Raw genomic sequence first — 12,604 nt, 5'->3', positions numbered from 1 at the left:
GATCACGGCGGCCGATCACAGCCAACCCATGTCGTCCGCCTTGCGGATGGCCTCCTGGCGTGTGGCGCAGCCGAGCTTGGCCAAAGCGCCAGACAAGTAATTGCGGACCGTGCCCTCGGAGAGGAACAGTTCCTTGGCCATCTGCCGCGTGGTGAGTCCGCGCTTGGCGAGCCGCAGCACGTCGATCTCGCGCGCAGACAGCGGATTATCCGTCTCGATGGCCGCCATCATCAGGGCGGGATCGAACACGCGCTGGCCTGCCATGATGGAACGAAGGTGAGCCGCGAGCTGCTCGACTTTGCCGTCTTTCAACAGGTAACCATGCACCCCGGCCTGCAAGGCGCGCCTGAGGTAGCCAGGCCGCGCGAAGGTGGTGAGCAAAACCACGCGCACGCCTGGCACGTCCCGCAGGATGCGCGCCGCGGCGTCGAGCCCGCTCAGTTTGGGCATCTCGATGTCCAACAGCGCAAGGTCGGGCCGCAAGGCGAGGGCTTTCGCCACCGCCTCCTCGCCGTCACCCGCAGTGGCGACCACGTCAAAGTCGCCCTCCAGAGCGAGGAGCGTCGCAATCGCATCGGACACTAAGCCTTGATCCTCCGCCAATAACACGCGTATCACGGCAGACCCTCCCGTCACTCGATGGGAACGGGGGCCTTCAGCACCACGACCCAGCCCGGCTCAAACTCGGGCCATCCGAGGGCTCGTCGGCGCCAGTCGTCCCGTCCCAATCGCTCGCACTCCCCGCCAATCTGCGCCATCCGAGCGCGCATGCCGGCAATGCCGCTCCCGCCGCAGGTCGGGATCGTCGCGAATTCTGCCGCTCCTTCGCCGTCGTCTGCGACGGCAAGCACCACGAGCGGCCCGTCCCGCCACATGCGGACCGCGCATCGCCTGGCGCCGCTGTGCCGGACGACGTTCGTTACGGCCTCGCGCAGGCACATCGCGTACGCATGCTCCACCGTCTTCGGCACAGCGTCCATCTCGCACGCCATGTGCGCCTCGATGCCTGCAGCTGCGAGCACTTCTTCCGCGGCGCGCCAGGCGTCCTGCCAGTCCGTCGCGCGCATGTCGGCCACATACGCGCGCACCGATTCGAGCGTCGCGCGGCTCACCCGTTCAATCTGTTCGATCTCGTCGCGCGCTCGAGGAACGTCCCCCGTGCGCTCCAGAATGCGCCCGGCCACCTGCGCCTTCAGCGTGATGAGCGACAACTGGTGGCCCAAAAGATCGTGCAGGTCGCGCCCGATGCGCGCCCGTTCCTCGGCCTGGCTGAGCCGCGCAATCTCGCTCTGAGCCGCCTGAAGCCGCGCGTTGGTCTGCTCGAGCGCCGCCCAGGCGCGCATCATGTAAATCAGGATGCTTCCGCCGAACAAGGCGCCAATCAAGAGGTAATGAAACCCCTGCGGGAATGGGATATGATGGGCCCGCTCGACGGCCACGAGCGCGCCGACGCTCGCGCACAGGACAACGAAGAGCGCCATGGTGCGCCGAAGAGGCCCGTAGAGGATGGTCGCAACGGGGTAGAAGAGGAGATACACGTAGTTCAGACTGAAGGCGGCCATCAGCGTCAGGAGGATGGCCAATTGCCCGAAGAACGCCGCGATTCGCCAAGGGCTGTTGCGCGGCGTGAGAAAAGCCACGACGTAAAGCGCTCCAAAGGCGGCAAGGCTCCCTAGGCCAGCCGCCATGGCCCGCACCGGAAGTCCCAACAAAACGAGGCGGGATACACCAGTTGCAGCAAGAAGAAGATCATCGTCTCGATGGCGCCTCGGCGGAGTTTCCGCCTCATGTCGACAGCCTCCCGACTGTTAAGCCTACGCTTTCCTCATGCGACAGAACGAACCTCCCGCGGCCGCGTCGACACCCACGCCGCCAAGAGCACAAAGCCAATCAGGTAGGCGAGAAGAACGGCCACATCGCTCCACTGGACGGTGCGCTGCCCGATGAGAGACCAGGCGATATCCGCCAGCCGGTAGATCGGCATCCAGAGCGCAAGATGCTGGAAAAACGGCGGTAGGACCTGAATCGGTATCCACAGCCCGCCCGCAATGGAGATTAGGAAATACACGATGCTCGCGAGAATTTGCGCGGCCTCGCGACCACCGATATGCCCAATCAAAATGCCAAGCGCGGTGAACACTAGCGCGCCGAATACCGTTGCCGCACCGCAACCAAGCCATTCGCCGGCCGGCATCCGGACGTGTTCCACGAACGCGCCGACCAAGAACATGATGGCGATGGCGATGGCGTTCACCACCACGTTCGCCGCGATCTTCGTCGTCACCGCCTGGGCAGCCGGGCGAGGGGTCGTGAGCATCCAGCTCGTCCATCCCTGCGTCCGCTCGATGGCCACCCGCACCGCGTTGCCGTTCAGCCCCGTGCCCACGACGCCGAACACGGACATGGAGATGAGAAAATACTTCGACCACTCGATCCCGCCCACCTGCGCGTGCCGGCCGTACAGATTCACATACAGGAGGTAGAACCCGACCGGAAACAACAGGGTGAAGATGAAAAACCGGCGATTGCGCACGTTCCGAAGGACCTCGATACGCCACTCCAGAAGCCACGAATTCATCGGGTCACCCCCCTCTCTTCGAGACGGTCGTCCAACTCCGTCAGGGCGACGAACGCATCCTCAAGCGCACCCTGCGAGACTTCAAACGACGAGGCGTCGAGATCGCGCAAGATGATGGCGCGAAGCACGTCGTCCGGCCGATCCGTCTCAATTCGCACGTGGCGTCCGCTGTACCGCACGCTCCGGACGTACGGAAGCTGTTCGATCTCTTCCTTCGTGCACCGCGGCCCCGCGATAAAGCTCACATACCGATGTCCGGCCTGCGCCTTGATCTCGGCAAGGCTCCCGTCCGCGATCACCCGGCCGCCCTTGAGCAAGATGACGCGATCGGCGACGGACTCGGCCTCCTCCAAGTGATGCGTGGTTAGCAGAAGCGTGCGCCGGCCGTCATACACGAAGCTGCGCAGGCTGTCCCAAAACGCCCGCCGCGACTCGACGTCCATGCCCGTCGTCGGCTCGTCCAGCAGGAGCAACGCCGGATCGCCCGCCATGGCGAGGGCGAACTGGAGCCGCCGCTGCTCGCCGCCGGACAGCTTCACGGCCTCCCGCTCTGCGAGATGTTCGATGCCGGCCATCTGAAGGAGGTTGTCCGCCGGCAACGGATGCGGGTAGAAGCTGCGGAACCACGCCACAAGTTCCTTCACCTTCACGCTCTGCGGCAGGGTCACGTTCTGCAACATGACCCCGAGCCGCTCTCGCGCGGCGCGATCGCGCGGGCGGTGGCCAAAGACCCGCACCGAACCATGGGTCGGCTGCGACAGTCCCAGAATCATGGAGATGAGCGTGGTCTTGCCGGCCCCGTTCGGCCCAAGCAGGGCCACGATAGTGCCGGGCTCGACATCGAACGTGACATCGTCCACCGCGTGAATCGCGCCAAACCGCTTCGAAACGTGCTCCACCGAAATGGCGGCTGCCGCCAAAGGACATCGCCTCCAGGTCCCATCTTGATGTCGATCCTACCCGGTATGAGCTTTGCCGACCAGTGAACGCCGTCATCGGCGGGATGTGACAAATGTCACACGCCGAGCATGCGCCATGCGAGGTGCGCGCCCATGCGGTATCATGGGGATATCCACCGACCCGCAAGCGGAAGGCGAGGGACGTACAATGCGGGTTCGCACCAAACCGGCATGGTTTCGGCCTCATTTCGACGACGAGGAGGATGACGACCTCCTGCTCGAGATGGCCGAAGAGCTACCCGGCTTCCCATCCATCAAGGACGAAGGAGACGAGAAGCCGCGCAGTGAGGAGCACTCGTGAGCCGCGAAATTCGCGCGTCGCGGCCCTAGGTGGTCCTCATGGCAGCGCCTCTGCGTGCCCCACCTGATCCTCCTGAAACAGCCGCTTAAGTTCGCTGACGGCGCCTTCGTGGGCCAGGACGAGCAGGTGATCGCCTTCTCGGATTCGGGTGCTCCCGCGCGGGACGATGGCTTTGCCGCCGCGCACCACGGCGTAGCACAGGGTGTCGGGCGGAAAGGCGAGATCGCGCAGCCTCTTTCCGGCGCGTGGCGATCCCGGCATCACCACAATGGGCACCATGACCGCAGCTTCGCGCGCGATAGCGAGCAGTTCGCACATCGATTCGGGCGGCGTGGACTGGACGAGTCCGAATCTCTCGGCGAGCCACTCGACCGTCATGCCCTGAACCAGCGCGGAGACGAGCACGACGAAAAACACGACCTCCACGAGCGCGATGTAGCCCTGGACGTGCGCCTCGACGGCAAACAAGATGAGGACGATGGGTGCCGCGCCGCGGAGCCCGGCCCACGCGATGAACCAGCGCTCCTCTGCGGTCATTCTGAAGAAGAGAGTCGACAGCCACACGGCGGCCGGGCGAGCCACGAAGATGGCACCGTAGGCGAGGAGAAGCCCTGGCACCGCCACGTCGGCAAAATCGCGGGGAACAAGGAAAAATCCGAGCACGACAAACATCACAATTTGCACAATCCAAGCGAGCCCTTCGTGGAAGCGGAGCACCGCCAAGCGCTCGCTCATGCGCCCGCCCGCCATCACAACGCCGGTCAGGTAGACCGCGAGAAAACCGCTCCCAGACATCGACTGCGCCATGCCGAACGACAGGAGCGCCATCGCCAACGTCACGGCTGGATAGAGGCCCGGTGTGTCGAGCCGCGCCGCGGCGAGAAGTTTCCGGCCGAGATACCCGGCGGCGAGTCCGACGCCGAGCCCGATGCCCATTTGGGCCGCGAAGAGCACGGCCACCTCGAGCGGGCGGAGCCCGGGACGCCCTGTCCGAGCGAGATCGATGAGGACCGTCATCAAAAAGAACGTCATCGGGTCATTGGTGCCCGACTCCACCTCGAGTACGTCGGCCAACCTCGCCTTGAGGGACGTGTTGCCGAGCGCGCTGAACACACTGGCGGCATCCGTGGAACTCGCGGCCACGCCGAGCATCGCCGACGAGAGCCACGGCAGGCGCAGGACCGCATGCGCCAAGGCGGTCATGATAGCGCTCTGCGCGAGGACGCCGAGCGTGGCCAAAGACATGGCCGGCCAGAACACCCGGCGCACGCGCTGGGGCGTCGTATGCAGCCCTCCGTCGAAGAGAATCATCGCGAGCGCCAATGAACTGAGATTCGTGGCCACGTCCGGGGAAATGGCGGTCAGCAGATCCGGATCCAGCGCGGCGATGGCGCAGCCGAGCGCGACGAACCCCACCATCGCCGGAAGGCCCATCCGGCTGTGAGCGCTCGCGATAAAGACGCCCGAGAGGAGCACCACCGCCACGACGACGCTCACGACACTGACCAGGCTCATGTGCGCTCCGCCTGCTGCCTTGCCCAAATTCGCTCGTTGAGACGGCGCAAAAGGCTGAGGAACGTCCTTCGCTCCTCCTCTGTCCAGTCCCCCACAAGCTCTCGATACAGCTCGATGCGGGACGCGCGCGTGGCCTCGAGCGCCTCCACCCCCGCCTCGGTGATGGTCAGGCGGAGTTGGCGCTTGTCCTCCTCATCTCGCTCCTTGGCAATCCAACCCGCCGCGACAAGCGGCGTGATCTGCCGGCTGATGGTTGAAATGTCGAGCAAAAACCGCGCGGCGAGCTGCCCTGCGGTGAGCTCTCCCTCCTCGCGCAGCGCCAGTAAAATCAGATACGCCGAGCGGTCAATCTCCCGATGCTTGCGCCACGACTGACGTGCGCCCTCAAGCCGCCGCGCGAAGATGGCCATTTCGCGCTCCAACGCTTCGAACGAGTCGAACGAGTCCATGCTGGCCTGATCCATGTCGGCCTCCTTTGGGTGCATTTTCAGCGTGATAGTTGTATAATACAATAGTTGTGTAGAGTTCATTTCTCGTGTCCCTGAACAACTTGGGGCTCACGCTCTCGTTGGCCGTCACACGAAAGGAGGAATTCCACGTGTCCGCGCAACCCGATGTCGCACAGGAGTTCGATCACGCGGAGTCGAACATCCTGCGGCAGCCTGCGCCCGTCTGGGCCGTCGCCTTTGCCTGCGTGGTAGCCTTCATGGGGCTTGGGCTGGTTGATCCGATTTTACCCGCGATCTCGGCGCAACTCCACGCCACCAAGGCCCAGACGGAGCTCCTCTTTACGAGCTATATGCTTGTCACCGGCTGCATGATGGTGTTCACCGGATTCATTTCGACCCGCATTGGCCCGAAGTACACGCTGCTCTGCGGCCTCGCGCTGATCATCGTCTTTTCCTTCCTCGCCGGTCGGTCGAACAGCGTCGGCCAAATCGTCGGCTTCCGCGGCGGCTGGGGCCTCGGCAACGCCATGTTCATCGCCACCGCGCTTTCCGTCATCGTGTCGGCCGCGAGAGGCACCGCGGCGAGCGCTATCATCCTGTACGAGGCCGCTCTCGGGCTTGGCATCTCCGTGGGGCCCCTCCTCGGCGGGACGCTTGGCGAGCACAGCTGGCGCTATCCGTTCTACGGCGTGGCGATGCTCATGGCCATCGGATTTGTGGCCGTCCTGCTCTTTCTCCGCGGCGTGCCCAAGCCTGCGCACCGCGCCTCCATCGCGGCGCCGTTTCGGGCGCTCGGGCACCTCAGCCTGTTGACGCTCGGGTTGACGAGCCTGTTTTACAACTTCGGCTTCTTCACGCTGCTCGGCTACGGCCCGTATCCGCTGCACATGTCCGCCATCGGCATCGGCTACACGTATTTCGGATGGGGCATCCTGCTCGCCGTCACGTCGGTCTTCGTCGCTCCGTGGCTGGCAGAGAAGTTCGGCATCCTGCCGGTCATGTACACCATCCTCGCGCTGTTCGCCCTGGACCTCTTGGTTATGGGCCTGAGCGTGCACTCGCGGCTGACGCTCGTCATCTGCATCATCCTCGCCGGCGCCTTCCTCGGCGTCAACAACACGGTCATCACGACCGCGGTCATGCAGGCGGCCCCCGTCGAGCGGCCCACCGCATCCGCCGCATACAGCTTCGTCCGCTTCGTGGGCGGCGCGGTTGCCCCCTGGCTGGCGGGGAAGCTCAGCGATGCGGTCGGACCCGCCATGCCGTTTTTCATCGGATGCCTAGGCGTCGTGGTGGCCATCATGGTACTGTGGATGGGACGAAACCATCTGCGCCACATCCAATACGTGGCCCACTGACGCGGCAGAGGATGAACGGTATGGAGCTCATCTTTCTCGGCACGGGCGCCGGGGCCCCTTCCCGGCGCCGCAACGTGACCGCCATCGCGCTTCGCCTGACCCGGGAGGACAGCACCGTATGGCTGTTCGACTGCGGCGAAGCGACGCAGCACCGCATGTTCGACGCGCCGTTCGGCCCCAACCGGGTCGATCGCGTCTTCATCACACACCTCCACGGCGATCACATCTTCGGCCTTCCGGGGCTCCTCAGCACGCGGTCGTTTCCAGAGAACGTCGGACCGTTGCAGCTCTACGGCCCAGCCGGTATCCGAGCGTTCGTCCGCGCCACCCTCGATCTGAGTCAGACGCACCTCAGCTACGCGATCCAATTTCATGAGTGGACGTCACCCGAGCCCGAGCCCTTCCGCGAAGGGCTGTATACCGTGCGCGCGGCACTCCTCGATCACGCCATACCCTCCTACGGCTACCGAATTGAAGAGGCGCCCTTCCCCGGCCGCCTCCATGCGGAGCAGCTCCGCGCGGAGGGCCTTCAACCGAGCCCCCTCTGGGCGCGGCTCAAGGCCGGTGAGGACGTGACCCTCCCCGATGGACGGCGGCTGCGCGCGGCCGATTTCGTCGATCCGGCCGAACCCGGACGCGTCATCGCCATCCTCGGCGACACGAGGCCATGTAAGGCCGCGGTGGAACTGGCGCGCGGCGCCGACTGTCTCGTGCACGAAGCAACGTTCCTGGATCGACATGCGCATCTCGCCTCGGCCTTCTTCCACAGCACGGCGCGCCAAGCCGCCGAGATCGCGCGGGAGGCAGGGGCCAAGTGCCTCATCCTCACGCATCTGAGCGCGCGCTACGAGCGGACCGAGGAGGACGAGTTCCTCGCGGAGGCCCGAGCCGTTTTCCCCAACACGCTGCTCGCGCACGACGGCATGATCTACGACATTCCGCGGAGTAAGTGGGACGCCTGAAGTCTGCCGGCACCTCCTGCCCGGCCGCTTGACATCGGCGTCCAGCCCCCGTATGATGCATGTGTACTATTCGAACTAGTACACATGAGACACTCGCCGAGCGCGCCCACAAACGTCCGCCAAGGGGGTGATGGCCGTGTGGCTTCAGGTGGACCCCCGGTCTCCCACGCCGGTCTATCAGCAGATTGTGGACGGCATCAAAGGGGCGGTGGCAGCTGGCTGGCTGAAGCCCGGCGATCGCCTGCCCTCCGTGCGGGATCTCGCTGTCTCCCTCGCCATCAACCACAACACCGTCGCGAAGGCGTATCAGGAGCTCGAGCGAAGCCGCGTGATCGAGGTCGTCCGAGGCCGGGGCACGTTCGTGGCGAGCCCAGGGCAGAGGCCGCCCGATGTCGAGGAGCGCATCGAAAAACTCCGCGACTCCCTGCGGCTCGCGTGGATTGAGGCCTACCACCTGGGCCTCGCGGAAGACGAGTTCGAGCGGATGTTTCGCCAGGCGCGTGACGCCGCGCGCGGAGCCGAAGGAAAGGAGGAGATGTGAATGGAGGCCGTCCTCTCGGTCCGCGATTTGTCCAAGCGCATCGGGAAGAATACGGCACTTTCGGCCGCCACGCTCTCGGCGGGCGAGGGCTCTGTCCACGCGGTCTTGGGCGCCAACGGCTCCGGCAAGACCACGCTTCTGCGCGTCATTGCGGGGCTGTACAGGCCGGACGAAGGGGAAATAGCCTGGAGGGGCGCTCGCATTGCGCCCTGGGACCAACCCGAGTGGCGCGCGGCGATGGCACTCGTGGACCCTGTCATCTCGCTGCCAACGCGCTTCCGTCTGAGCGACTGGGCCCGATTTGCGGCGCGCGTGTACCCCCGCTTTGACGCTCATCGGTTTCGCGGGCTGGTGAGAAGCCTCGAACTGCCGACGGACGAGCGCATCCGACGCTTTTCCCCGGGAATGCGCATGCAGGCCAAACTCGCCCTCGCGCTCGCCATGCGGCCGCGCCTCCTCCTGCTCGACGAACCGACCACGGGACTCGATCCGGTCGTGCAAAGGCAGATCTGGCAGTGGCTGCTCGGCGAGGCAGCCGACGCGGGCACCACGATTCTTGTGGCCACGCACGATCTCGACGCCATGGAGCGGCTCGCGGACAGCGCCACGGTGATGTTCAAAGGGCGGTCGATTTGGTCGGGCCAACTGGAAGACGCGAAGGAGCGGTTCGTCAAAATCTCAGTGCGGCCAGAGGGCAAGCAGGCACTCGACGCTGGAGGATGTGCACTCACCTGGGAGCGGGATAGCGGAGACCGATGGAGCGCCATGGTGGAGCGAAACGCCCTCCCACATCTCATGGCGAAGTTGCGCGACGCCGGCGCCGAGCCCGCCGTGGTGCAGGAACGCCTGCCGCTCGAGGAGTGGTTCCGCTGGCTCATGCGAAAGGAGGGATACGCGCGTGACACGGATGGGACCGCGTAGCGCCGTTTGGTGGTACGCGTGGCGTTCCTTGAACGGGTGGCTCATCGCCACGCCGTTGGTCCTGGCGCGAAACTGGCTTCTTCCGTTTCTGAATCCCGACTCGATGAGCCTCTTGCGCCAAAATCTCGAGCGCACCGCGCTGGGCCAACCCGCGTATCAGATGGACCTCAGTATCTTCTGGGCCATGTTGTTAGGCGTGCTCTCGCTCGGACTCGTCACGCGCCGCGGAGAGGTCCTAAGCCTTCTCGCCGGACCCATCCGGCGGAAGGACGTGTACACCATCCACGCGGGCCTCACGGGAGGTGCGCTCGTCGCGAGCCATCTTTTGGTGCTCCTCTACGTGTGCGCCCTCGACGCCATCGCCGGCATGCCGGCGAGTCCGACGCTGCTCGTTCACGTGCTCCTGAAGCGGCTCCTCGTCTACCTCGCGGCCTGGAGCCTGGGTGTAGCGGCAGGTGCGACCATCACGAGCGTCGCGTTGGCGTACGTTTGCGCCCTCGGTGTCGCAGGTTTTCCGATGTACGTGGGCACGCTCATCCATTACGTAGATAGCAAGTGGGCGGCGATGCCATCCATGCATCTGTACAGCGATGTGATCCAGCTTTCGCCTCTGACGCTGCTCGACACGGTCACGGATGCGTCCCTGGCGGCGTACGCGCTGTGGTTCGCTGCGTGGATCGCCTGCTGGCTGGTGCTCGGAGTCCGGCTATTCGAACGCCTGCCGCTGGAACTGGTGGAGGAAACGTTTCCGTTTGGAGCCTACCGTCGCCTGCTGGCCCTTGGCATCTCGCTGCTCGCGGGCTTCATCCTGGCCACGTGGATCGATCACGCGGTCAATCTCGGCCAGGGCAAGGCGGCCGCGATCGAAGCGGTGTGCGTCTGGCTCGTGGGATCCGGCGCAATCTTCGCCGCCTTGGATCGCGCGGGCGTGTACCGAAAGAGGAGGTGGAACCCATGAACGTGTTGCAACTGTTTGACGTCACCAAACGCATCGGGCGCCGCGAGATCGTCCGCCAGCTGAATATGAGCGTGCGCGCGGGCGAAGTGTACGGCTTCCTCGGGCCGAACGGCGCTGGCAAGACCACGACCATCCGCATGATTGTCGGGCTCATACGGCCCACGCGCGGCGCCATCCAGGTGTGCGGTCACGACGTCGAGCGCGATCCCGTCAGCGCAAAGCGATACCTCGGCGCCATCGTCGAAAATCCCGAGATGTACGGGTATCTGACCGGCCGCCAGAACCTGCTCCACTACGCGCGGCTGGCCGGGGTCGATCGCGTCCAGGAGCGCATCGAGCGCGTGGCCAAACGCGTCGGGCTCCAGGATCGCATTGACGACAAGGTCAAGCGGTATTCGCTCGGCATGCGGCAACGCCTCGGCGTCGCCCAGGCTCTGATTGCCGATCCGAAGCTGCTCGTGCTCGACGAGCCCACGAATGGGCTCGATCCGGCCGGCATTCGCGAGTTCCGCGAACTCATCCGCACCCTCGCCGCCGAAGGCTTGGCCGTCTTCGTCTCCAGCCACCTGCTCTCGGAGGTCGAGCAGATGTGCGATCGCGTCGCCGTGCTGCAACAGGGCAGGATCATCGCCGAGGCGAGCGTGGCGGAGCTTCGCGCAGGGGCTGGCTCCCTGCGCCTGCGCGTCTCGCGGTGGGACGAGGCGACCGAATGGCTCCGGGCGCGCGGATTTGAAGTCGAAGGAAGCGACGCCAAGCTCGTCGTCCACCATCTTGACGACGCCCGTGTCGCGAAGCTCCTTCGCGATCTCGTCGGAGCCGGGTTCGACGTCTATGAAGCGGCGCGCACCGGTGGACTGGAGCAATCGTTTCTCGCGCTCACAGGCGCAGAGTCGGGAGGGGATGCGCCATGACGCTCTGGCGCGTCGTGCAAAACGAATGGATGAAGCTCGTGCGCCGCAGGCGGCTCGCCGTCGTGGTGGCGCTCGCCCTATGCCTCGTGGGGATGCTTGCGCTCGGGGAGCATCATGAGAAGCAAATTTACAGCCGCGTGCCGACCCAGGCGGTATCCGCCGACTGGAAGGCGAACGCCAAGACCGATCTTGCAGCCGCGCAGGCGCAGCTCAGCCTGCTCGAACGCCAGTCCCCCACCTCCGCCGGCGCGGCTCAGGCGCTGGCATCCCTCCAGCAGCGCGTACAGGAGGATCGTTACCGCCTGGCGCATGACGTCGGGCCCATCTCGCCTAACCTGTTGAACGGGTGGGCAGAGACGAGTCAGTTTGTGGGCGCCGCCACGAAGACGTTCATCCCGCTGCTCGTCGTAATCCTCGTCGGCGACATGGTGGCCGGCGAAATGACCCAGGGGACCATCAAGCTGCTGGTGGTGCGGCCCGTGCGCCGGCGCACGCTGCTCTTTGGCAAATGGCTCGTCTCCGTGGCGTCGTCCGCCGCGCTGTCCTTTCTGCTCTGTTTCGCGTTTTTGGGTGTCGCCCTGGCCATCGACGGCCCTCAGGGCGCGATGCAGCCCGAGTGGCTCAACGTCCACGTGCGATTCTTCACGCAGCCGGGTGCCCTTCAATCCACGCCCGTCGCGCTTTACGATCACGCCGTGGTCTGGCCGATGTGGCATGCATTTTTGCTGCAGAGCGCGCTCGTGGCGGGCGCCATGATGGCGGTGGCCTCCATTGCCTTCACCTGCTCCGTCCTCTTTCCATCCGCGATGGTGAGCACGTCGGCGGCCATGGGTTCCATCATCATCGGCTTCGTGGTGGCCGCCATGGCGCGCGGCCAATCCTGGGTGAGAATGCTTTTCACCACCCATCTCAGCCTGTATGGCGATCTCGCCGGTGGCACCGCCTTTACCGTCGGCTCTCCGGTCACGCTCGCCCAGGGCGTCGCGGTTCTCCTCGTCTGGACCGTGGTGCTTCTGGCCGCGGCCTTTCTCCGGTTCGGCCGCCAGGACATTCTGAATGCCTGAGGCACGCCCCGGCTCCTCCTCCGTCTCTCGTTTTTTCTTCTGGATTGGCTTGCAAATGGCGGCCCGTCCGGCGACGATAGACGGAAG

General features: G+C 65.1%; 14 protein-coding genes. 8 read left to right on the top strand and 6 right to left on the bottom strand.

From position 1 onward, the window contains the following. Positions 1-15: 15 nt before the first annotated feature. From TC41_RS02900 to TC41_RS02885, 4 genes are all read right to left on the bottom strand, one after another. Positions 16-618: a response regulator transcription factor gene (locus TC41_RS02900; RefSeq protein ID WP_049784313.1), complete on the bottom strand. Its 603-nt coding sequence runs from the start codon at positions 616-618 to the stop codon at positions 16-18. Between the two features lie 14 nt (positions 619-632). Further along, the gene (locus tag TC41_RS02895; protein WP_014463485.1) at positions 633-1,688 is read right to left on the bottom strand and encodes a sensor histidine kinase; all 1,056 of its coding nucleotides are present in this window, start codon (positions 1,686-1,688) and stop codon (positions 633-635) included. Positions 1,689-1,825: 137 nt separating this feature from the next. Then, complete coding sequence (locus TC41_RS02890; RefSeq protein WP_014463483.1) at positions 1,826-2,578, bottom strand: ABC transporter permease; 753 nt, start codon at positions 2,576-2,578, stop codon at positions 1,826-1,828. After that, on the bottom strand, positions 2,575-3,498 hold the full coding sequence (locus TC41_RS02885; RefSeq protein WP_014463482.1) for an ABC transporter ATP-binding protein: 924 nt from the start codon (positions 3,496-3,498) through the stop codon (positions 2,575-2,577). Before TC41_RS02885 ends, TC41_RS02890 begins: the two co-directional genes overlap by 4 nt. A 187-nt stretch (positions 3,499-3,685) precedes the next feature. On the opposite strand from TC41_RS02885, the gene TC41_RS16530 reads away from it, so the two are divergent. Beyond that, a complete protein-coding gene (locus tag TC41_RS16530) occupies positions 3,686-3,838 on the top strand; it encodes a hypothetical protein (protein WP_014463481.1) in 153 nt (50 codons plus the stop codon). Between the two features lie 36 nt (positions 3,839-3,874). Here TC41_RS16530 and TC41_RS02880 read toward each other — a convergent pair whose 3' ends face one another. Then, complete coding sequence (locus TC41_RS02880; RefSeq protein ID WP_014463480.1) at positions 3,875-5,353, bottom strand: potassium/proton antiporter; 1,479 nt, start codon at positions 5,351-5,353, stop codon at positions 3,875-3,877. Further along, positions 5,350-5,817, bottom strand: a complete 468-nt coding sequence (locus tag TC41_RS02875) for a MarR family winged helix-turn-helix transcriptional regulator (RefSeq protein ID WP_041694952.1) — start codon at positions 5,815-5,817, stop codon at positions 5,350-5,352. The genes TC41_RS02880 and TC41_RS02875 overlap by 4 nt, the downstream gene beginning before the upstream one ends. Positions 5,818-5,951: 134 nt before the next feature. Here TC41_RS02875 and TC41_RS02870 point away from each other — a divergent pair, with 134 nt between their 5' ends. From TC41_RS02870 to TC41_RS02840, 7 genes are all read left to right on the top strand, one after another. Continuing rightward, positions 5,952-7,160: an MFS transporter gene (locus TC41_RS02870; RefSeq protein ID WP_041695656.1), complete on the top strand. Its 1,209-nt coding sequence runs from the start codon at positions 5,952-5,954 to the stop codon at positions 7,158-7,160. Positions 7,161-7,180: 20 nt separating this feature from the next. Continuing rightward, positions 7,181-8,122: a ribonuclease Z gene (gene rnz, locus TC41_RS02865; protein ID WP_014463477.1), complete on the top strand. Its 942-nt coding sequence runs from the start codon at positions 7,181-7,183 to the stop codon at positions 8,120-8,122. 130 nt (positions 8,123-8,252) lie between these two features. Further along, on the top strand, positions 8,253-8,663 hold the full coding sequence (locus tag TC41_RS02860; protein ID WP_041694951.1) for a GntR family transcriptional regulator: 411 nt from the start codon (positions 8,253-8,255) through the stop codon (positions 8,661-8,663). Next, positions 8,664-9,584 (top strand): ABC transporter ATP-binding protein, encoded by a 921-nt coding sequence (locus TC41_RS02855; RefSeq protein ID WP_014463475.1) that lies wholly within the window; start codon positions 8,664-8,666, stop codon positions 9,582-9,584. Next, positions 9,571-10,542 (top strand): hypothetical protein, encoded by a 972-nt coding sequence (locus tag TC41_RS02850; RefSeq protein ID WP_237700081.1) that lies wholly within the window; start codon positions 9,571-9,573, stop codon positions 10,540-10,542. Before TC41_RS02855 ends, TC41_RS02850 begins: the two co-directional genes overlap by 14 nt. Next, a complete protein-coding gene (locus TC41_RS02845; RefSeq protein ID WP_014463473.1) occupies positions 10,539-11,453 on the top strand; it encodes an ABC transporter ATP-binding protein in 915 nt (304 codons plus the stop codon). The genes TC41_RS02850 and TC41_RS02845 overlap by 4 nt, the downstream gene beginning before the upstream one ends. Next, positions 11,450-12,517 (top strand): ABC transporter permease, encoded by a 1,068-nt coding sequence (locus tag TC41_RS02840; RefSeq protein WP_014463472.1) that lies wholly within the window; start codon positions 11,450-11,452, stop codon positions 12,515-12,517. Before TC41_RS02845 ends, TC41_RS02840 begins: the two co-directional genes overlap by 4 nt. Positions 12,518-12,604 lie beyond the last annotated feature (87 nt).

Source organism: Alicyclobacillus acidocaldarius subsp. acidocaldarius Tc-4-1 (assembly GCF_000219875.1).
In the GTDB taxonomy this organism is placed as follows: domain Bacteria; phylum Bacillota; class Bacilli; order Alicyclobacillales; family Alicyclobacillaceae; genus Alicyclobacillus; species Alicyclobacillus acidocaldarius_A.
This window is presented reverse-complemented; position numbering and strand designations above follow the sequence as displayed.

Coding starts and splice junctions, on each gene's coding strand:
- TC41_RS02895 (WP_014463485.1), bottom strand. CDS start 1,688: ATGGCGGCTGGCCTAGGGAGCCTTGCCGCCTTTGGAGCGCTTTACGTC.
- TC41_RS02890 (WP_014463483.1), bottom strand. CDS start 2,578: ATGAATTCGTGGCTTCTGGAGTGGCGTATCGAGGTCCTTCGGAACGTG.
- TC41_RS16530 (WP_014463481.1), top strand. CDS start 3,686: ATGCGGGTTCGCACCAAACCGGCATGGTTTCGGCCTCATTTCGACGAC.
- TC41_RS02880 (WP_014463480.1), bottom strand. CDS start 5,353: ATGAGCCTGGTCAGTGTCGTGAGCGTCGTCGTGGCGGTGGTGCTCCTC.
- TC41_RS02875 (WP_041694952.1), bottom strand. CDS start 5,817: ATGGATCAGGCCAGCATGGACTCGTTCGACTCGTTCGAAGCGTTGGAG.
- rnz (WP_014463477.1), top strand. CDS start 7,181: ATGGAGCTCATCTTTCTCGGCACGGGCGCCGGGGCCCCTTCCCGGCGC.
- TC41_RS02860 (WP_041694951.1), top strand. CDS start 8,253: ATGGCCGTGTGGCTTCAGGTGGACCCCCGGTCTCCCACGCCGGTCTAT.
- TC41_RS02855 (WP_014463475.1), top strand. CDS start 8,664: ATGGAGGCCGTCCTCTCGGTCCGCGATTTGTCCAAGCGCATCGGGAAG.
- TC41_RS02850 (WP_237700081.1), top strand. CDS start 9,571: ATGGGACCGCGTAGCGCCGTTTGGTGGTACGCGTGGCGTTCCTTGAAC.
- TC41_RS02845 (WP_014463473.1), top strand. CDS start 10,539: ATGAACGTGTTGCAACTGTTTGACGTCACCAAACGCATCGGGCGCCGC.
- TC41_RS02840 (WP_014463472.1), top strand. CDS start 11,450: ATGACGCTCTGGCGCGTCGTGCAAAACGAATGGATGAAGCTCGTGCGC.